The organism is Methylomonas sp. Uni0011, from assembly GCF_056850255.1.
The window spans coordinates 27524-48735 of record NZ_JBVVNO010000009.1 but is presented as its reverse complement, the minus strand read 5'-3'; the positions used below and the strand labels follow the sequence as shown (position 1 = coordinate 48735).

The 21212-nt window shown below is 56.6% G+C and carries 15 protein-coding genes; 4 read left to right on the top strand and 11 right to left on the bottom strand.

Annotation, left to right across the window (positions count from 1 at the left end; genetic code table 11):
* Window positions 1-5 precede the first annotated feature (5 nt).
* From AC0IM9_RS12250 to AC0IM9_RS12230, 5 genes are all read right to left on the bottom strand, one after another.
* Window positions 6-1064 (bottom strand): hypothetical protein, encoded by a 1059-nt coding sequence (locus AC0IM9_RS12250; RefSeq protein WP_482804182.1) that lies wholly within the window; start codon window positions 1062-1064, stop codon window positions 6-8.
* Window positions 1065-1135: 71 nt separating this feature from the next.
* Window positions 1136-2206 carry a hypothetical protein gene (locus AC0IM9_RS12245; RefSeq protein WP_482804181.1) on the bottom strand — a complete coding sequence of 357 codons (1071 nt, stop codon included), beginning with the start codon at window positions 2204-2206 and terminating at the stop codon, window positions 1136-1138.
* Window positions 2207-2234: 28 nt separating this feature from the next.
* Window positions 2235-4061 carry a hydrogenase maturation protein gene (locus AC0IM9_RS12240; RefSeq protein ID WP_482804180.1) on the bottom strand — a complete coding sequence of 609 codons (1827 nt, stop codon included), beginning with the start codon at window positions 4059-4061 and terminating at the stop codon, window positions 2235-2237.
* A gap of 147 nt (window positions 4062-4208) precedes the next feature.
* Window positions 4209-4445: a hypothetical protein gene (locus AC0IM9_RS12235; RefSeq protein ID WP_278209690.1), complete on the bottom strand. Its 237-nt coding sequence runs from the start codon at window positions 4443-4445 to the stop codon at window positions 4209-4211.
* Between the two features lie 24 nt (window positions 4446-4469).
* Window positions 4470-6644: a hypothetical protein gene (locus AC0IM9_RS12230; RefSeq protein WP_482804179.1), complete on the bottom strand. Its 2175-nt coding sequence runs from the start codon at window positions 6642-6644 to the stop codon at window positions 4470-4472.
* Window positions 6645-7083: 439 nt separating this feature from the next.
* Between AC0IM9_RS12230 and AC0IM9_RS12225 the strand changes: the two genes are divergently transcribed.
* Together AC0IM9_RS12225 and AC0IM9_RS12220 are read left to right on the top strand one after the other, a co-directional pair.
* Window positions 7084-7521, top strand: coding sequence for a hypothetical protein (locus AC0IM9_RS12225; RefSeq protein WP_482804178.1), 438 nt, complete (start codon window positions 7084-7086; stop codon window positions 7519-7521).
* A gap of 253 nt (window positions 7522-7774) precedes the next feature.
* A complete protein-coding gene (locus AC0IM9_RS12220) occupies window positions 7775-10357 on the top strand; it encodes an ankyrin repeat domain-containing protein (RefSeq protein ID WP_482804177.1) in 2583 nt (860 codons plus the stop codon).
* 123 nt (window positions 10358-10480) lie between these two features.
* Here AC0IM9_RS12220 and AC0IM9_RS12215 read toward each other — a convergent pair whose 3' ends face one another.
* From AC0IM9_RS12215 to AC0IM9_RS12205, 3 genes are all read right to left on the bottom strand, one after another.
* Window positions 10481-11056, bottom strand: a complete 576-nt coding sequence (locus AC0IM9_RS12215) for a DUF2452 domain-containing protein (protein WP_140912112.1) — start codon at window positions 11054-11056, stop codon at window positions 10481-10483.
* 219 nt (window positions 11057-11275) lie between these two features.
* On the bottom strand, window positions 11276-12031 hold the full coding sequence (locus AC0IM9_RS12210) for a hypothetical protein (RefSeq protein ID WP_482804176.1): 756 nt from the start codon (window positions 12029-12031) through the stop codon (window positions 11276-11278).
* Between the two features lie 412 nt (window positions 12032-12443).
* Window positions 12444-15449 carry a TonB-dependent receptor gene (locus AC0IM9_RS12205; protein WP_482804175.1) on the bottom strand — a complete coding sequence of 1002 codons (3006 nt, stop codon included), beginning with the start codon at window positions 15447-15449 and terminating at the stop codon, window positions 12444-12446.
* A gap of 308 nt (window positions 15450-15757) precedes the next feature.
* On the opposite strand from AC0IM9_RS12205, the gene AC0IM9_RS12200 reads away from it, so the two are divergent.
* Complete coding sequence (locus AC0IM9_RS12200; protein ID WP_482804174.1) at window positions 15758-16924, top strand: pentapeptide repeat-containing protein; 1167 nt, start codon at window positions 15758-15760, stop codon at window positions 16922-16924.
* A gap of 76 nt (window positions 16925-17000) precedes the next feature.
* A complete protein-coding gene (locus AC0IM9_RS12195; protein ID WP_140912108.1) occupies window positions 17001-17828 on the top strand; it encodes a hypothetical protein in 828 nt (275 codons plus the stop codon).
* A gap of 184 nt (window positions 17829-18012) precedes the next feature.
* Here the strand turns inward: AC0IM9_RS12195 and AC0IM9_RS12190 are convergent, their stop codons facing one another.
* The 3 genes from AC0IM9_RS12190 to AC0IM9_RS12180 are packed head-to-tail and all read right to left on the bottom strand — an operon-like array spanning window position 18013 to window position 21211.
* On the bottom strand, window positions 18013-19542 hold the full coding sequence (locus AC0IM9_RS12190) for a cryptochrome/photolyase family protein (RefSeq protein WP_482804173.1): 1530 nt from the start codon (window positions 19540-19542) through the stop codon (window positions 18013-18015).
* Window positions 19539-19688: a DUF2256 domain-containing protein gene (locus AC0IM9_RS12185; protein WP_445372331.1), complete on the bottom strand. Its 150-nt coding sequence runs from the start codon at window positions 19686-19688 to the stop codon at window positions 19539-19541. The genes AC0IM9_RS12190 and AC0IM9_RS12185 overlap by 4 nt, the downstream gene beginning before the upstream one ends.
* The gene (locus tag AC0IM9_RS12180) at window positions 19688-21211 is read right to left on the bottom strand and encodes a cryptochrome/deoxyribodipyrimidine photo-lyase family protein (RefSeq protein ID WP_482804172.1); all 1524 of its coding nucleotides are present in this window, start codon (window positions 21209-21211) and stop codon (window positions 19688-19690) included. Before AC0IM9_RS12180 ends, AC0IM9_RS12185 begins: the two co-directional genes overlap by 1 nt.
* Window position 21212 lies beyond the last annotated feature (1 nt).

The window sequence follows — 21212 nt, the reverse complement described above, 5'->3', positions numbered from 1 at the left end:
GTTGGTTATTGCAAAGCAATCAAAACCGGCACCAAGCCCTTACCGCCTTTCAACGGACGCAAGGCTTTACCGATGACCGCGCCAAAAGCGCTGAGGGCGTCGCCGGCTTTCATCGCATGGCCCGGCGTCGGCGAGGTAGTCAGTAAGTCGCCGACGGCAATGTCGCCGAACTCGGCGTCGACCTTGCAATACACCTTGCCCATCAACGCAATCGGCTTGCGCGGCTTGCCGGTCGGTTGTTTGTCCAGCACGATGCCGGGCCGGTAGTCGCCGGCGCCGGATACCACGCCGGCCACCCGTTTGTCGTAAGCTTGACTGCTGGGATGCAGCGCACCGTCGTCGCCCAACACCATCACGGTGCCGGCCTCGACTTCGCTGTCGCAGATGTCGAAATCCTCGGCGCAGTCGGCGTTCAGTAAACGGATATCGCCTGACACTTCGACGTCGCCGTTGAAGGACGAGGTGTCCGCCAACACGCTAAACCGCGGGACCTTGTTGGGAAAAGCGCCGGTGATCAGAATCTCCGCGGCAGTGCTGCGGCCGTCGCTACCGATACCTTCCAGATAGATGCGGTTATCGTTCAAATTGTTGCCGATCAACAATTGGCCGCCGCCGCTGCCGCTCAAATCGAAAATCAAGGGGCTGCCGGCGATCTTGGCCGCTTTGGCGTTCACGGTAAATTGCGGGATCGGCTGGGTGTAGCGCCCGGTGATCAACAGCTCCGCCGCATGGCCGTTGCCGTCGGAACTGAATCCTTCCAGATAAATTTTGTTGTCGTCGCGGTTGCAGGCAATATGCAACTGCCCACCGCCAATCGGGCTAAGATCGAGCACGATACTGCCGTTGCCCTTCAAGTTGATGCTGTCGCCGTTGGCCGACAATTGGGTGCTGGGATTGCCGTTTAACACCAGATTGCCGGCGACGTCGAGTTTGCCTTGCGGGACCGCGGTACCGATACCGACCCGCTCGGCAGATAGACTAAGGGAACTGCGAGCACCGTTTTGATCGGTTACCGCTTGAGCTTGGTCGCTCAGGGCGTTTTCTAGCTGCAAATTGGTCGCCATGGTTTTACTCCCATAGAAATAGATGGATACAGGCCGGAAACGGCCGAAAACGTTTGGCTAGCGCACTGCCCTTACTGCAACGCAACCAACACCGGCACCAAGCCTTGGCCATCCGCAAACGGCCGCAACGCTTTACCAATGACGGTACCGAAGGCGCGTGCGGCGTCTCCGGCTTTCATCGCATGGCCCGGCGTCGGCGAGGTAGTCAGTAAGTCGCCGACGGCAATGTCGCCGAACTCGGCGTCGACCTTGCAATACACCTTGCCCATCAAGGCAATCGGCTTGCGCGGCTTGCCGGTCGGTTGTTTGTCCAGCACGATGCCGGGCTGGTATTGCCCGGCGCCGGACACCACGCCGGCCACGCGCTTGTCGTAGGCCTGGCTGCTGGGATGCAGTGAGCCGTCGTCACCCAATACCATCACGGTTCCGGCTTCGATATCCGCATCGCAGATGTCGAAGTCCTCGGCGCAATCGGCGTTGAGCAGGCGAATATCGCCGTTGACGGCAATGTTACCGGCCACGTGCAAGGCTTCTTCCGGGGTTTGGGTACCGATGCCGACGTTACCGTTAGCGTTGATCCGCATCCGTTCCATACCGCCTTGCACGTCGTCCACCCGGAATACCAAGCCGTTTTCCAGGTTGCCGGCACGTACGTCGATGAATCCGGACTGGTAGACTTCGCCGATAGGACCGCCGAACAGACGCATGCCTATCTGGCCTTGGTCGGTTATCCCGCCGAAATACAGATTGCCATGCTCGCCAGCTACAGGCGCTGGCAATTGCACATTGCCGGAACCCAGCGTCAGCCGCTGGCTGGCATGGGTTGTACCGATGCCCACATTTCCGGTCGCTTTAACCAATGAAATCCCTCTATCCCACTGCCAGGTGCCATTCGCATCGTCGCCGGTGATATGCAGAAAATCGCCACCGGCATGGGTTCTGGTGTGGAAAATATAGCGATAGCCGTTGGCGTCGGTGCCGGCCACAATGTCCGCGCTGACGTGCAGTTTGGCTTTCGGGTCGGCGGTGCCGATGCCCAACCTATCGCTGGAAATATTAAGAGAACTGCGGTTGCCGTTTTGGTCGGTCACCGCTTGAGAATTCGCGGTTAAAGGATTATCCAATTGCAGATTGGTAGTCATTTCGTTCACCTCTGGTTAAGTTTTAATCTCAAGAGTTTTGTAAAGCGCCGGCATTGCGCGATCTGTCGGGCGATACCGATCGCGACGGCTGTTGCCGAACCACTTGGGCTTTGGCTTCCGCTTGCCGATGGCTGGCGATAGCAAGCGGCGTGTCTTTGGCGGCCTGTTTGAACACGAAAGCCTTGCGGGCCTCGTGGTAGTCGCCACTGCCGTAAAAGTTTTCGAACATTTGGGCTAACTCTGCCTGACGATAAGCCGCCAACGGCTGCTCGGCTTCGTCGCGGCAACGCCGACCGGCTTTGGCGCCCAGTTCTTCCCGCAATAACGCGTCGTTTTCGAGACGGTGGCGTACCAGGTGTTTGACTTGGGCGACAAACAAGGCATGCGAACTATCCAGCACTTGATCGACCATACCCAGTTGCCATGCCTTCCTGGCACTGAGCGGAATACAGGCTGTCGACAAACGCTCCGCCGCCTCCGCCCCCACTCGCCTGGGCAGGAGATAAGTCCAATATTCCGAACCGTATAGTCCGCCCATGTTGCGGTAATGCGGGTTGAACACCACCCCATCCCGCACCCAAACCAGATCGGCGGCTAACGCTAGAATCGCCCCGCCAGCACCGGCGTTGCCGGCCACAGCGGCGATGGTGAGTTTGTCGGGAGTCTGGATGATTTGTCTGACCAGATCGTCGATGGCGTTGATATTCAGCCAGGATTCGTCCGCCGGGTTTTGGGCGGCCTCGATGTGATTGAGGTGAATGCCGTTTGACCAGAAGTCGTCACCGCCCATCAATACGATTGCTTTGACGCTTAGCCCCGCCAGATAGCGATACACTTTCAGCAGTAAACGGCATTGATCGGTACTCATACCGCCGTTGTGGCAAGTAAAGTGCAGAAAGGCCACGTCCCCTTCCAACTCGTACCAGATCTCCTGTAGCGGATATTGTCGGCCCGGCTTCAAGTGATCGATCGTCAGGCGCTTGACCCCGGTTGCGAACCAGCGGGCCATGCCCTGCCGTGGCGCTTGGAGCAGGTCACCCAATGCCATTGCGGCCGGCAACTTAATGCCCTTTCCGTCCGCCCGCTTTGGTTTGAGATGGCCAATCCAGACCGCACCGTCGACGGTGGCCCGGCAAATAGCCTGTTCGGCGATCGCCACGATGCTGCCGGGTTTACCGATGAACTGGTCGTCGGCATGGGCGTTGAACAGGTAAAACGGCTGACCGCACACTTGATCCAGTACGCCGGGACTGCCGTCCGCAGCGCGAATTCTGGACACGATTTCGGCACTGCTGTGCTGTTGCCAGTCGATGGCGCGATCGCTCTGCTTCATCGCCGGGCGCAATCTGCCGGTGACGCTGGGATTGCCGTAATCCAGGGGTTCCGGGCGGAAGCTGGGAGCCTGTATGTAGCTCATGGCTTCCCACAGACACTCGACGGCGGCTTGCGTCACTTCCCGGTTGAACAAGCTGCTTTTGGTGGCCGCGCGCATCGGAAACGTGCGACTGGCCCAAATTGGCCCGGCGTCCATTTCCGCGTCGGCTGACAGCAGGGTTACGCCCCACTCCGGCAAACCTTCCTGAATGGCCCAATCCAGCGAAGACGGGCCGCGGTCGCCTTTTATGCCGGGGTGTACGATCAGACAGGTGTAGCGCTGGTAAATCGTGACCGGAATGCGCCGGGTTAAAAACGGGCAGAGGATAAGTTCGGGATGAAACAGCTCAACCCCCTCCAACAGCCGGGCTTCGTCGCCTAAATGCAATTCGACAGACACGTCATGGCCGGCATCGTTGAGTTCGGTAAAAAAACGCTGGGTCAGGCCTGAGAATGCTGTGGAAACTAATAAGATACGCATGGGATACTCCTGATTACTCTCGTTTCTGGCTGTCGTAGCCCATGACGCACGCCCTTCGAAAACATCAGGGTGAAACGGTATTGATGGGCGGGACAACAAACACGCCCGGCGACGGCATCGCAGCCAAACCGCCGGGCAACATCGCGGTTAACCGCCCTTGCCGATGCCGCGAATCAGCGGCCCGAAGAACTCTACGCAGCCGGCGGTCGGGCATGCGGTTTGCGCCCGATATTCCTGAGTGCGGATCGGCGTCGGCTTGGGTTGCTTGGTGCTGTAACCGCGGCCGGGGGTACCGGCCTGAACCGAGCCGACCCAAAACAGGCCCAGCCCGGCGACAGCAAGCAAACCGCGGATGGAGTGTTGTTTTAACTTAATGTTTTTCATGATAATTCTCCTAACAATATTGGATTAAGCGTTGCGGCGGCGGCCGGCCAAAGCAAGCAGAGCCGAACCGAACAGCCAGAAAGCGCCGGGCAGCGGTACCGCCGCGACGCCGATTTCGCCGGTGGTATACAGCTTGGAAAAATCCCAGCGCAAACCGTTGGCCAAGGTCGCGAAGCGAGTATCGATCCGCGTGAACTTACCGGAGCTGCTGCCCCAGTCGAACAAGTCGAACACATCGCCGGCCTGGGCCGCGAAGTTGTCCCACCACATCAGTTGCAGCACACCGCCGAAATTGAGGTTGCCGGCTACTTGCAATTGATCGAACTGCTGACCGGCTTCGAGACCGCCGATTTCGGCCAGATACAGGTTCTCGCTGCCGAAGCTGGCGCTACCGCTGTTGGCCACCAAGGCCGGCGAATTACCCAAGGACAGGCCGCCTTCGTAATAACTGGTGCCGGTGCCGCTCAACAAGGCACCGTCGCGCACCACCACCTGGCCGAAAAACACGGCGCCGGCATCGCGCCCGACCCGCAATTCGCTGCCGGATTGCAAAGTCACATCGCCCCAGAATGCGGTTTCGCCGTTGCCGGACAGCACGATTCGGCCGGTTTTGGCGTTGGTCACGGCGCCGGTTACGCTATTGGCACCGAAACCGACCTGCAGCAGGCCGCGATTTTCCAGGCCGCCGGCAAAATCGGCGGCGGCATTTTGCAGTTGCAATTGGCCCTGATTGATCAACATACGGTCGGTGTGCAAGCGGGCCAGATTGCCGCTGGCGCCGATCAATTGGATACTGCCGGCGTTGTCGACGCTGCCACCCAGTAAGCGCATCTGCTCGCCGCTACCGACCTGCACCCGGCTGGCGGCATCGATTTGCAAGCCGCCGTCCAACGTACCGGCCCCGGTCAACGCGGCATTTTGCAGACGAGTGCCGCGCTCGGCCGCGGTATAGCCACGATTCAAATCAAACGCCACGCTTTGGCCGGCGCTACCGCTCACGACAAGACTGCGCACGCTGGCATGGGCGCTGCCCAAAATAGTGGCGTTACCGCCCGGATTGACGACAACATCATGCGGTTGGCCGGGCGCGAAACCGAAACTGCCGAAGCCGGCGTAATTCCAGCGCGCGGCATCGTCCCAAGCCCCGTTGCCGTTACCTTGCCATTCCGGATGCAAGGTCAGTACAAAGCCTTCGGCTTCAGCCCCTTCGTGCGAACCGAAGCCGACGATCTGGCCGTAACGGTTGATGCCCAAGGCGTGGTGCAAGGTCCAGCCGTCCGCTGCCAGCCGGTTCAAGTCGTAAATCCGGCCGTTATTCCACAGCACGGCATGCATGGCGTTGTCGGTGGTGCGCGAATAGCCGACGATCTGACTGGTATCGTTGATGTCCGAAGCCCGACTGTCGCCGCCCAGACTGCCCAGGTCTTGCATCCGGCCGTTGGCGTAATGAAAGGCGTGGGGGAGGTACTCATCCGGACTCAACGAACTGTAGCCGACCACCTCGCCGGCGTTGTTGATCGCCGTACCTTCGCTGGTATCGCCGCCCAGGCCGCCAATCGTTTGGCCGACGCCGTCGCGGTACAAGTGGGCAAGCGAGCCTAGCCCGTTCGGACCGGCCACGTAACCGGCGGCGTCACCGCGATTGTTGATCGCATTCACGCCCCTCCCGCCGGTTTTCAGCAACGTACCGTTGCGGTAGATCACGCCGGCAACGCTCCGGTCCCCTACCAAGGTACCTGCGATATCGCCGTGGTCGTTGATCGCCCATGACAGGCTTTTACGGCTATCCGTGCTCAAGCCGGTCATCTCGTTGGCGCCGTCCCGCCGGATAAAGAGTTGATTGGTATACGGATGGTCGGCATCGACATTGACCGAGGCCACGACGTCGCCCCGGTTATTGATCGCGTAAGCTTGTACCGATTTGCCGCCGACGGTGATTTCCTCAGCGCTACCGTTACGGTAAATGTAGGAACGGGTAACGCTTGGTTCCCGGTCCTTACCGGGCAGATTGTTCAACAGCAGGATTTGGCCCTGGTCGTTGATGTCGCGGGCAACGCTGTTGCGATCACCTTGCAGACCGGTACCGGCAAAATCGTAACGGGCCGCGGCGGCGGCCGGAACCGCCGCCAACGATCCGCCGGCCAGCACCGCCGCAACAGCCCAAGGCAGAGGTCTTATCTGAAAAATTGGGAATGACATGGTTATCTCCTGGAACAGTTCGAGTCGGATTCAGCAAGGCCGGCTCAAGCCGCCTGGCCGCCGGCATCCGGATCTTCGTCGCTAGTCCAGGCTACGGTTACCGACTGAGCCGGACCCGTCGCTACCCAGCCAGCGGCCGCATTCGCGCCGCCGATCACTAAAACCGCTAACCAGAAAGCGCGACCAGCCGCGCGTTGTTTACCAACAAGTAATCTGTACATCTGAGTTCCCCCAAAACGAATGAATAAAAACCGGCGGACCTAACAGCCGCAGCCTGGGTCCGTTGGGGGATAAGGTAACAATTGCCGGTTTTAGAAGCGCCCTACGTGGGGAGGGTAGCGGGAGTGAAATATTACCTGGCGGGGGAGGCTGGTTCGGTAACGGGCGTACCGCCAGGGCGTTGTTTTATTGGTCTATGGCAAGCCAGGGCTATTGGCTGATGGAGTTTATTTCCATTTCGCAGATCATTAAGCAAGCGCCGGCGCAATACGGCAGAGCCTATCTTTATTCCGAAACCGACGATAACGATTTGACGTATTTCATCGTTCATCAACTGGAAGTCATCAGAAAAGCCATAACTGCTTTACATCAATATATGGAGAAGAAAGCGGCGGAGATATTCGAGATAGAGCAATGCCTGGAAGGCTCGGCTTTACAAGGAAAATTAAACCACAGGCAGTTGGCGATTCTGAGACATGCCCTGGATCACCCGACGACCATCTACACCATCCAGCAACATCAGGCCGCCCATAAACTCAGCTACCAAACCGCGCGCACCGATTTGCTCAAAATGGCGGACGAATTTCATATCCTGAGCAAGCGCAAATATGGAAATGCCTTCGTTTTTTTAGCCCCCCCGATCTCGAACAGAAACTGACTCAACTGGAAGCACGCTATAAAGCCAAATAAGGGCCATAGCGGATTAAGGTAACATTTGTTCGGAAGCGGGAATAATTTGGGGTGTTTTGAAATTTTTGGGGGTTGCTATCGGCCAAGAGCGGACGTTGGCTGTCGCCAATAGCAGCCAATCGCATTTGAACAAATGATGACGCGATAGTTCGTGAACTAAAACTTTGCTAATCTCAACGCCTTCGACTTTAAGATTGGGATGTCTGCATATGTTCAGGATTATGTTGCTGTTGGTGTTATCGTGTTTTTACAATGTTTCTTTATCCGCCAGCTTTGATTGTAATAAAGCTAAAACCAATATTGAAAAGCTTATATGCGGAACTCAGCAGCTTTCCGAATTAGATTCGAAGCTAGAAGATACCTATTCGAATCAACGGAAAAGATTTAGGCCGGTCGAAGAAAACAGTCAAAAACCAAACAATGCCGACGAAGATCGTTTGGTTGCCGAACAAAAGCATTGGTTAAAACACTCTCGAAACGCTTGCTCGGACGAAGCCTGCTTAAAACAAGCCTACACCGACAGAATCGATGCGCTGGATCCTTTTGCCGATGGCATCATAAGTTGTGAAAACATGCGCAAATTTCCAGAAAGGATTTTTATCGAAGGCGTCGATTTGGGTTCCGGGCACAACTCGCCTATTGAGATCGATTACGGCTGCCCTGAAAGCTTGGCATCATTGCCATTTATGAAAAACCTACTTGATTTGACTGAATCGATACGCCAGGAAGCGTTTGGCCACGGTCACTGTTCCGGTTCGATCATTCATGCGCATTGGCGTTACTACCATTTTGATTTGGCAAAGGCCGGATTTGCTCCGCTGATTTTCCTTGAGCAAGCAAAAATTGATCAAAATCCGGATGACGAGCGTTCGTTTGCCCGACTAAGGCCTGCTATTCTCCATAAAAACCTGCTGGGTTATTTCCAGCAGTGGTCAGAAAAAAGCCTCTATAACTCTCAGATGCACAACCAGTTTTTTTCCGAATTTGACAAGGCATTACCTCAGCTAGCCGCGCATTACAAAAGTTCTTTCAACATGACGGAAACGCAAGCCACAGAGGCTGCTAGGCATGCGCTTATGCGCCTTGTCGACAGAGCCGCCGGAAGTTTCCCAAGCGAAGCCTATATCCCGGAATCCAAACTCGTCACGCTAGTTAGGGAGTCGCAGACCACCCTTGAAGACTTTAAGGCCCAACTGGTTGAAACCACCGATAATGGTCAACCCATCCCCAAACAACAGATATACCAAGCGTTGAAAGCGGCCTTGCTGCATGATCGGCCAAAAGCTTTCATCGCGACTTTGATGGAAAAACTCAGTTCTTCAGATTTGGCTGGTTTCGAGAACGGCTCTGAACCGTTGCTGTCATTAACTATTGGTAATCACGAAAATTTGCGTTTTTTATTGGAAAAACAAATATCGGTTAATGTGGCGAACGATTTTGGCAAGACCGCGTTGTTTTACGCCATTGGCGAAAACGATCACGAAGCGACAGAACTTTTATTAGCTCACAAAGCCGATGTAAACCATTCCTATAAATTGGCGGCAGAACTCCGGAACGGCGATGAATGCGTCTATCCAGACCTTAGCCACACCAAAAGAACGCCGTTGATGCATGCCGCGCAACACGCCGATGTCGACATGCTGAAATTGCTAATCAAGCATGGCGCCAATTTGAACGCTGTCGATGAACGCGGTTTCAATGCATTGGATTTTGCCGTCGTCATGGCAAAGAACAAGGAAAACGAAGCCTACTTAAAGTCGCTCGGTTTGGAGCAAAATTTACCTGCGTATACTCCGGAGGCAACTAGCAATGAAGTGAAACTATCCTCGATTGTTCCCATAGACGGCTACATAAACAAATTAAATATAGCCCCTTTACGGCCTGATATTTTATTGGCTTCCGTAATTCCCTGGGACAAACTGGTTCCCGATGATGTCCACGGTCTCTATTTATTTTCGCTCGCAAATCCGGATCAGCCGAAAGTTATTTCGCATGTTCCAGCAATTTATGCCAATGATTTTGCGGTGAGTCCAGATGGCAAAATACTGTATTTAATCAGCCTATGGTATGACGGAGCACCAGCCGACAAAAAATATGGTCTGTTTATCGTAGATATTTCTAATCCGGAACAGCCAAAACTCATCGAGAGAATCGATGGTTCGTTCATGACCTTGCATTTATCAGGCGACGGTCAATATTTATATCTTCAAGAACGTGACCGCCTTCCTAATAGCTTGTCACGCGGAACCTTGGTGTATAGACTCGGAAAAGACACTCCGAAATTAATTTGTACAAATCCATTCAAACCCGAGGGTGGCGCCGCAATATTCGCCTATTCATTCACTGAGTTTAGCGATGCTCATCAACTCGCAATTTCTTCCAGTTCTAGGGGCTTTTCTCTTTATGATGTTAAAGAACCCTGTAAACCTAAAACGGTATTCGACAATGCATCGTCTGATGAATTTGGACCTAATCTCGTCGGTCTATCCGATAAAACTGTGGTGAGTGGTATTGGTGGGCTTTACAAATATCAAGTTGCCGAACCACCGACTAAACTTTTCGGCTACTCATGGTCATCGGGTTCTCAATATTTCACTGCAAATGAGAGGCTAAATTTACTAGCCGCAGTTTTCGACAAGAATGTTGCAGTATTTAAGAACAAACCAAACGGACGTTTTGCACTGATTGGGCAATATCGATCAGATGAAAAAGGGCTTGGCGATGTGCATATTTCGGATGCTGGTCGGATATATATCGGCGGCAAGGGTAATTTGAGAGTCGGAAGCGTACTGTCCTTGCTTTAATTCAACACAAAGAATGTCAAACGCGGCGGAATTGTAGGTCTTTGTTGATTGTCCGCATAGGGTCGACTCAGGCCTTCCAGCACTAGATTAAACGCAACGCCCTCAACGTGTCTAGCGGATGGATTATTCAGCCGGCCCAGCTAACAATCGTTCCACATGCCGATAACTCAACCCGGAAATGCCGGATTTCTGCATCGATTGTTTCAGCGAATAAGCCAGCGCCGAGGCGAGGACGCGGGAATAGTACGGCAGGGTTTCCAGATACACCGGCAAGGCGGCGTCGATGGTTTCGGCTTGTTGCAGTTGTTGTTCGAGTTGGCGGCGGCGGTCGGCGATTTCTTCGAGGAAGGCGTTGTCATTGGCGCAGGCGTCGGATAGCTCCAGCGTCCAACTTAAATCCGCTTGTAATTCGCAAGCGCCAATGAAGCGGCCGGATTGGGCCGGCGGCCATTGCTCCGGCGCGATCAACGACAGCCGATACTGGTTATCCTTGAAGTACAGCCAATAGGTTTGCCCGGCGGTCGGTTTGAAGCGAATCTGGCTGTTTAACACGAACAGCGAGGTGAACAAGTCGCTGCTGATTTGTTGAAGGTTCTTGGCGGGTACGACCAGTTGCTGCTTGGCTTGTTGCAAGCTGTCCAATAGCGCGACCAAGCCCTTGCCCTGGGGATTTGCCGATTTGTTGATTGAACTCGTCATGCCAAGTGTCCGCTAATCTGCCGAAAGTTTTGCGCGACGCCGGCTACGCGCCGACCGCCGCGGCATCATCGTACCAAAATAGCGGGGTGTCAGTTCCCGATGTGTTCAATACCAAAACACAGGGTATCTGGAAAACGCTGGCGAGATAAGAACGTGCCGGCCCGGATTGCGCGGGCCGGCAGCAAATGGAGACGGCGGCCGCAAAGGCCGCCGATTGCGTCAGGCCGCCAGCCGCCGTTTTTTGGCGAACGACAAACCGGCCGCGCCGGCCAGGAATAAAGTCCAAGCCGCCGGCAGCGGCACCGGCGCGGTTTCCAGGATCAATTGCGGTACTGGATCGGTGCTGTTCTGCGCGCCCGAGAAGTAATAAGGCACCAGCAAATTGCCGTTACCGTCGTCTTGGCTGACGAGGGGATCGATGGCCCCGCCCAACGCGAATTTGCCGCCCAGCTTGGCGTTCAAGTCAGCCAGCGCCCCCGCCAAATCGATGGTCAGAATCGAACCGGTGGTGATGGTGGAGGCCTTCAGATCGGTCTGGCCGTAAAGGGTGCCGTCGTTCATGTCATCGAAGGCCGCCAGATTTTCCGCCGCGCTGGAATTGCCGTTGGTCAGCACATCGACGCCGGTCGAAACCGCGGAAATTTTGTAGTGATCGGTTTCGTTCGGCGATCTGGCGTCACTGGGCGAAAAGATTTTCAAGGTCGCGCCGACGATCTTGCCGGTGATTTGGCTCAAGTCGTAAACAAAATAGTGACGGATGGTAATCTGGGTCGTCGTGTCGGAAAAAGGACTGCCCAGGTCGTAGCGCGGCAAATTATCCGGCGTGGTATGGGAAACAATAGTAGTGGCACCGCTGACAGTTTTTTCGAAGATGCCGAAGTTGGCGGCGTCGACCGTCACCAGGGCGGCGCTGGCGTTGGAACTGATCGCCGGCAACAGCAGCACGGCCAGTAGCGAAGATTTAACAAGATTCATCGTATTCACCTGAGTTTGGAAATGGACTAAAACATGTTGGCCGCATCCTTGGGGGGGGCAGATCAACATCAACAACCGCCAAACCGCAAGGGTCCGGCGGCATGCAACAGCACGACCTGGATGCGCCGAAGCTGTCGGTACTTGCAGTAGCGCGGAAACCGCGAGCGAATCGCGGTTTCCGAACTGCGGTTAACCGGGGGCGTGCTTTGAGTTGTGCTTCGACGCATCAGCCCGGTTACTGGGCGGATACTGTAATCGGTCCGGCGCTGCGCTTCCCCCTCCCCAGAGAGGGTATTTGCAGGTGAATATTTCACAAACGGCAAAATGTGCTACGGCCGGGTTTCCACACCGTCAGCCTTTCAGCCGTTTGGAGGATGAGCCAATCTGGGGGTAAGACTTGGCTTGTTGCGGTTTAGAACGACATCTCGATTCCGACCCAATACGCTCTGGGCGCACCGGGCCCGATGAAGGTGCTGCTCAGCCAATCCCTGGAGTTGTAATTCCAGCCACTCGGACCGATGGCACCGCGCTCCGACGGCGAAAACGGATTGGTACCCAGCCGCCCGGCCGTCGCATATTGCCGATCGAACAAGTTATTGATCATGCCGAACACTTTGACCGTCTTACTGACTTGGTACTGGGTTTTCAAATTAAAGATGGCAAAGCCGGAGACGCTGCCGGCATCTTTGTATTGGCGGCCTCTGACCAGGATCGAATTACCCAGTTGGTCGGTGGTGTAGTAATACTGGTAGGCGCCTTGCTGATGGTCGTTGTTTTCGTTACCGCGCACGAAGGAGGCGGTGTGCGCCACCATGTTGATGCCGAACTGCCATTGCTCGGTTACATGAAAATTCAGCGAAGCGTTGATGTTGTGCAACGGTACGCCGGGCATACGGTCACCGGGGTTTACTTCGATCATGTCCTGCAAGGCCACAATCGGCCGCCCGCTCGAATCGTACAATTGCTGCCCGAAATCGGCATTGACATCGCGCTGAGCAGCGCTGCTGTTGTGCGGACTCAGCATGAACAGATGCGACTGGAAGGTAGCGTCGGTATAGCCGTAGTTCAGCGAGAAATCGACGATGCCGGCCTTGCCGGAAAAACCGAACTCGATCCCCTGCCGCCGGGTCTCGCCGATGGTGTCGAAAAAGCTGCGGTCGGCGGTAATGCCGACCAGATAAATGTCGTTGCTGACATCGGTGCGGTAGACGCCGGCATTCCAATTCCAATCGCCGAAGACTTTGCCGCGCACCCCAAATTCGTAAGAACTCGCGAAAATCTGCGGCAGAAACGGATCGCCGGACAAGGCGGTCGGCAAGGTGCAAGAGCCGCCGATTGTCGCCAAACTTTTCGGTATTGATTGCGAGTTGGGGTCGCCCGGATCTTGCGGCACCATGGTGCCGTCGTAAGCGCAGCCCAGTTCCACAGTGGACGGCGTCCGCGTGCCCCGGCTCCAGTTAAAGAACGGATTCAAGTCCTTGTAAGGTACATCCTGGTTTTTGAACGGCAGATAACTAAAGCCGGCCGACGGGTTGAACGAGGTGTAGTCGAAGCTTTCCGAAGTTGGGGTTTCGCTATATTGGCCCAGGCCGTAGTACGGGTTTTGCGAGTTATAAACGTCATTTAACCAGCGTTCGTCGTTGTAGTTGGGTGTATCCCCACACGAGGCCAGATCGCTGCCGTTGCACAAAATGACCGTCGGCCGGTATTGATTGAGGTCTTTGATATCGCTCAAACTTTCGAAACCGGCACGGGTACGGGCCCGCATCCGGTTTTTGACGTTGGTGCGATTGAAGCGACCGGAAACGCTCAGGTGCAGATTATCCACCGGTGAAAACGTCTCGCTGAAATAGCCGCTGAGGGTGCGGGACACGCCGCTGAAGGAGTTGTTGTTGATGTCCTGCTGGCTGGCGGTGTAAATCGGATCGATGTTGGCCGGGTCCAGATACACCCGGTGGCTGGCGTCGATCAAACCAAGGCGCTGGCTGGTGTCGAAATCGGTCGAGGCATAATCGATAGAGCCGCCGAACATGAATTTATGCCGCTTGTTGTTCCAGTTCAATTGCAGCGAGGCGCCGTCGGTGATCTGGCCGATGTCGGTTTTGCTCAATACCCCGATCGGGGTGCCCGGCATGTAACCGGTCGGCGAGTAAATCGGGTCGGGATTGATTGGATCGGTGTTGTCGCCCGCGGCACCGTTGCGCGGGCCGGACACCCTCTCGTAACGCACGGTGCTGCAGCCGGTGCTCAAATTCAAAGGATCCAACGGATACAGATTATTACTGTCCTCTACCGTCAAGTTCTTTTTGTTTATGCTCGTCGGATCCAGGGTACTGGTGCCGGTAAACGGATCGTAGATAAAAAGACCGTAATCGATAATGCCGTCACGATTAGCATCCTGATAGCGGCACACCGGCTCGCCGGTCAGTGTGCCGTTAGCCTGTAAGACTTGGTCTGTTCCCGCGCCCCCGACATCCATTTCCGAAAATCCTTCGTAAATATCGCCGGCAACCGATTTACGGTTGCTGTCGCGGCGGTAAATTTGCCCGGTGACACTCCACTCGTCGTTCAAAAACAGTTCGCCGCCCAAGGTGTATTGCTGGAGCTGATTTTGGGTGCTGTCCGGCGAAGTAAACACCGAGGCCGGCTCCTGCCGGTACAAATCGGTCGGAATCAAGCCGTTTCCCAACAGGTTGTTGCCCACCACCAAGGTGCTGAAACGCAGATTGTAATTGTCGCCGCGCACATCGAAACGAGCGAAACCCTGGTTGACCTGGGACGGCGAATTGTCTCGCCAACCTTCTTCGTCGAATCCGGTAAAGGACACGAAAGCGGCGACGGTACCGTTGTTCCAACCGGCGGTCAGCTCGCCCTTCTTCCGGTCCCACGATCCGCCGGTAAACCGCAAGTTGACGCCGCTATCGTCAAAACCGTTTTTGGTGCGTAGCGACAAGGCGCCGCCCAGCGTATTCAATCCGAACAACGGATTGGAACCCGGAAATACGTCCATGCTGGACAAGGCGTTCATCGGGATCAAATCCCAATTGACGATATCGCCGAAGGGTTCGTTCACCCTGACGCCGTCGATAAACACCGACAGGCCTTGCGGCGTACCCAATTGCGGCGACGCCGAAAAACCGCGGTAGCTGATATCCATCTGGAACGGGTTGCCCTGGTAATCGTTGACGTTAACCGATTGCAAATGGCTGTTCATCAAGTCGCCCATGCTGGTGGCCAGGGATTCCTTGATGTCTTTGGCGGAGATCGACTGAATGTTGCCGGCGATTTGCTCTTTTTCCAGTTGCAAACCTTCGAGCGGGCTGATCTTGGCGGTGGGTTTGCCTTCGACGATGACACTATCCAATTCGTTGGCTTCGACTTCGCGCTCTGCCGCCGGACATTGGCGGGCACCAAACATCAGGATCAGCGCTAGGAGCGACCAAGAGAACGTAGTTCGGCATCCGCAGACTGAGTGCGGTGAATAGCGATCGGAAAGCGACAACATGGGAAAGGTCAGTGGTTGGTAAGTTGGCCTCGTGCGAGGATGGCTCTAACGAAAACTGCGCGATTCTAATCGGCAACCTCGTCGAGGGATACAGGAAAAATTCCTTATATTTCAATAATTTTTTAGGATTTTTTCCTGCGCTTTATGCAGCAATATGCCTGCTAGAATGAAAAACAGGTCTCGGTAGCGAAGACCGAATTCTTCGACTCGTCAGCACGCTTATGAATATTTACAAGACGGTGTTATCCGGCGCCGGTATCGCTTCAGTAGCCATGATTTTCGGCGGCGCCCTGCAATGGTCGACCGGCGACCAAAACTCGCTCGCTCCCCCTAAGCTATTGATTGGCAATGGTGCAAAGCCGATTCGGCCACAACCAAACGCCGCAATGGCCAATACATCGAGCAATGCCGACTTGGCATTGGCCGATACCGACCCGAAAACCCTATCGCCTAACGAGCCAAATCCGGCTCCCGCGGGGAAATTACCTGGTGTGTTTCGCGGCGACTGGGGGGAAACCCCGATCTATGCCGCCAATGACCGGGTCAACTACGCCGGCTCGGCCTATTTGAGCCTACAAGCCGAGAATCAAAACCAAGTGCCGGACAGCAGCCCTAACTACTGGCGCTGGTTAAAGACCTTCAAGGCCGCCGACCTGGAAACTTGCCGAACCGCAAAGGCCGGCGATGATCTGACCCGTTGCGACTATAGCGAGAACACGAGCCTAAAGGATCGAAATTTAGCCGGCGCCGTGCTGTTCAAAGCCCGTTTGGGCGGCGAATTGGGCCGCGCTGATTTGAGCGGCGCCGATTTATCCGGCGCGGCAGTGATCGGTTCGCTGGTCATCGGCGCCGAAACCCGGGTGGCCGGCGCCAATCTGTCCAGCTTGCAATCGGACGGCAACAACCCGCTGATCGCCGAATCGGCCAATCTGAAACAAACCAACTTCAGCCAAGCCAATTTGTCCGGCGCCAAACTGGCCGGCGCCGACATGTCCCAGGCGCAATTGGCCCACGCCACCATGACCGGCGCGGAACTCAGCGGCACCCAATTGGCAAACGCCGACATGCGTAACAGCAACCTCAGCTACGCCAATTTAGCCGGCGCCGCACTGACCGACACCCGGTTGCGGGAAGCTAATCTGTCCGACGCCAATTTAAACGATGCCTTACTTGCCGATGCCGATCTGCAACAGGCCAACTTAGCGGGGGCGGAACTCGGTGGTAGCGATCTGTCCGGCGCGGATTTACGCGGCGCCGACCTCTCGGCGGCCAAAGGCAGCGAGCGGGCCATTATCGATAGCCGCACCCAATTTCTGTCCGCCATCTGTCCGGATGGCGTGACGGTCGACGGAACCCAGGTAACCACCTGCGTTGGACACGGCTTCTAGCCGATTCCAATGCTCAAGGACGAGCAAACCCTCCTCAATAGCAACGACACACAATTTATCGAACTAAGGAGAAACCATGAAACACACATCACTTGCGGCAGCAATGCTCGCCGCCTTTGCCGTCTCCGGATCGGCCATGGCCACCGGCCTGGTAACGCTACCGGCCACCGGCTTTGCCGTCCCCGGCGGCACTTCGGCCTACGCGACCTGCAACCTGACCGGCGACTTCGGCTCTTTGGAGTCGACTCCGCCAACGTTTTCGCCCAACGGCGGCGCCAACAACACCTGCGCGGTGCCCAGCAATAATCCGCCGGTCAGCGGTTACTCTCTGGTCGTCAGCACCCCGCGCAATATCCGCATCAACAACATCACCATCGGTACCGTAACCGACCAAGTCTGGCGTAACGCCGCCGGAACCAGTTGCGTTTACGCCGCTAAAATCCGCCTGAACAACGTCGACTACAACCCGTCGTCAGCCGGCACCCAGTATTTCGAAGTCAACGATTTCAAACGCGCCGGCTTTCGCAATCGCGGCCCGGTTTCCGCCGGCTACAATTTCGTCACCCGCGGCGGCTCGGCATCGGATGAAGTCTTATTCCGCGTCGGCTTGACCTCTACCTCGGTCGCCCACGTCGCCGGCAGCACGGTAGCGCAACCCTTGACCTCGGTCGCCCCCATCAGCGACAACTGGGTGGACTTTACCTCGGACGTCAATTTCATGGACCCGGACGGCTCATCAATGCGTGATTCGTCTTGGTTTTACGTGCAAAGCGGCTGTACTTCGGCAACGCCGACCGCCGTGACCGGCGCGTTGCGCTTCCGTCAAACCGGTCAGGAAGGCCAACCCGTTGTGGAAATCAGCGTGGACGGTTTCGCGCCGGCCGGTGCCAATACCAATCAATAATTAACCAATTCTCCGGAATCGATCGGACGCTTCGTCCGACAGTAAACCGGCGCAACCGCGCGAGCAGCATAAGCTTGCGGTTGCCCCGGCACCTTAAGCTCAGGCAACTCAAATCAAATAGCTGCGGTTGGACCGGAGCCGCGAATATTCAGATCATCTGTAAGCCCTTGCGGCGAAGCCCCATTCAAAGCCCGGACAGTTCCGTCACCACTACCTGCGCCCGGCAAACCAGCGCATCGCGTTCGGTTGCGGCAAAACGGTCCAGGTTGCGATAGACCATGCTCAGGCGTGGATTGCGCTGTAACTGGTCGCGGTGGCGGATGAAAAAATGCCAGTACAGCGCGTTGAATGGACAGGCGCGCTCGCCGCTGCGGGCTTTTTTATCGTAATGACAACCCTTGCAATAGTCGCTCATCCGGTCGATGTAGGCCGCGCTGGAGACGTAAGGCTTGGTGGCTAGCAAGCCGCCGTCGGCGAATTGGCTCATGCCCAGCGTGTTGGGCAGTTCCACCCATTCGAAGGCGTCGATATACACACCCAGATACCAGCGATGCACCGCCTCGGGCGCCAAGCCGGCCAGCAATGCGAAATTGCCGATTACCATCAGCCGTTGGATGTGGTGGGCGTAAGCGTATTGCAGCGACTGGCCGATGCAGGCCGCCAGACAGTTCATCCGGGTTTCGCCGGTCCAGAACCAGGACGGCAGCGGCCGGGTATGATCGAAATGGTTGAGTTGCGCGTACTCGGGCATCTTGGCCCAGTACACGCCGCGCACATATTCGCGCCAACCGATGATTTGCCGAATGAAACCTTCGACGGCCGCCAGCGGCGCTTGGCCCTGGCGATAGGCTGCTTCGGCTCGCTCGACCACTTCGCGCGGGCTGAGCATTTTAGTGTTCAACGCAAACGACAGCAGCGAATGAAACAGCCGCCAACTGCGCCGGCTCATCGCGTCCTGAAAATCGCCGAACTGGGCCAAGCCATCGCTGATAAACGCGTCGAGTTGCTGTAACGCTTCCGCCCGATTCAGCGGCCAGCGAAAGTCTTCGGCGTCGGCCGCGCCGAAACTGTTGACGCCGGCAACGACGATCTGTTGCCACAGCGCGGTATGGTCATGCCGCGGCCGGTTGTCGTAAGCCACCGCCGGCACGCCGGGCCAGGCCTTGCGGTTATCGCGGTCGAAATTCCATTGCCCGCCCAGCGGCCGTTGCCTGTCGTCGAGCAATATGCCGTGTTTGACCCGCATCCGCCGGTAGAATTTTTCCAGCAACCAATGCGGCTGGGCGCCGAAGCATTGGGCGGCTTCGTCGCGCTCGGTGTAGAAATGTTCGCTGTCGCAGGCCCGGCTGACGATAGCCAGGTTTTGGCAATAGTCCTTTAACTGCCGATCCAGCCGCCATTCGTCGGGCAACTGGTATTCGAAGCGCTGCGCTTGAAAGCGGTCGATCAAGCAATCCAGATTGGCGGGCAGCGCTTGCCGGTTGCCGGCATCGTCGATTTTCAGGTAATGCACGCGATGGCCTTGAGCGGCCAATTGCCCGGCAAAGTCGCGCATCGCCGCAAAAATACCGACGATTTTTTGGGCATGGTGCAGCACGTAATCGGTTTCCTGGCGGATTTCCATCAGCGTGTAAATCACGTTCGGGTCGCTATCGACCAACCAGCTATGCAGCGGATTGAGCTGGTCGCCGAGGATCAAGCGCACTGTGGTCATGGCGCGGTTACCGCAGGCCGTTGGCGGCGACAGCGTTCCGAGCAATATTTCACGGCATCCCAGTCTTTTGCCCATTTCTTGCGCCAGGCAAACGGCCGGTTACAGACCGGGCAGACTTTCGACGGCAGCGAAGCCTTGCGATGCATCAAAACTCCAATTCGGTTTGCATCCAGCCGCTGGCGGCTCGAGCTTTTCGACGCGGCGCCGGCCGCTGGCGCGAACCGTGTTTGGCGACGATGGCGGCCTTGGCGGCTTTGACTTCGGCCTTGCCACGCACGGCATAAAGTCTGGCTTTGGCTTGTCGGGTGGCGATTTCCAGATCGACCGGCGGTTCGGCAATATCGACGCCGACCTTGACCCCGCATTGCTGTTGCAGTCTGGCCGGCATCCGCCAAGGTTCGAACAGCCATGCCTGTGGCACCCGCCGCATGGCCGGCAGCCAATGCCTAACGAAGTGGCCGTGCGGGTCGTGGTCGCGAGCTTGTTTGATCGGGTTATAGACGCGGGTGGCGTTGATGCCGGTGGTGCCCGCCTGCATTTGCATTTGGCTCCAGTGAATGCCAGGCTCGTAATCCAGAAATTGCCCAGCAAGCCAATGGCCGACCGGCTGCCAGTGCAGCCACAGCGGATAGCTGGCCACCGAAACCAGCATGGCCCGCATCCGGAAATTCAGCCAACCGGTCTGCTTCAACATCGCCACGCAGGCATCCACCAGCGGCCAGCCGGTGCGGCCGTCGATCAGGGCTTGAAAATGATGCGGATTCCAATCGGCTTCGCGCAGACCGTCGTAGCCGCGATGCATATTTCTGAATTCCAGCTCCGGCTCGCTTTCCAGTTTCTGGATGAAATGGCAATGCCAGTAAAGACGGCTGACGAAAGCCGTCAGACCGGCCCGGCGCGGGTCGCCTTGCGGCAAGGCAGCGATCTGGCGGCGGCTGGCTTGCACCACTTCCCGCAGACTCAGGCAACCGAAGACCAGATACGGCGACAGCCGCGAGCAGGCAGTTGGTGCCGATAATGGCGAGGAGATGCCGCCGCGATATCCGCGGCTGCGTTCGAACAGAAAATCGCGCAAGGTTTCGATGCCCTGGCGGCGCCCGCCCTGTTGCCGCTGCGGCGGATCGGATTGGGTCAGGCCGAAGGTCTGTGGCTCGGGCAACGTCATCGGTAGCGCCGGTTGCAGCCATTGGTCGGTCGTCGGTGCTGCGAGACAATTCGCGGCCATAAGTTTTTCCCACTCGGCCTGCCACAGATCGCGATCCTGCAGGCGGCGCACGACGCCGAATTGGGGATATTCGTGCCAGGGCAAACGCCGAGTCCGGCACCAGCGCTGCACGGCCAAGTCGCGCTGAAAGCTGAGCCAGTTGCCGGTTTCCTGATGCGAATATAAGGCCGCGAATGGCGCCTGCCGCCACAGCCGTTCCAGTACATCGACCGCTTCGCCGATTTCAACCCGCAAGCCGCCACCGCGTTTTCGCAGCGCCAAATCCAGGTCTAACAGACTTTCCCGCAGAAAAAGGTAATGTTGGCTTGCCGCATCGGCCGCGGCCCACAGGCTGGGTTCGATGATGTACAGACACTGGATCGGACCATGGCGGCAAGCTTGCCACAGCGGCGCGTGGTCGTGCAGGCGCAGATCCCGCTTGAACCAAACCAGGCTATAGCGCATC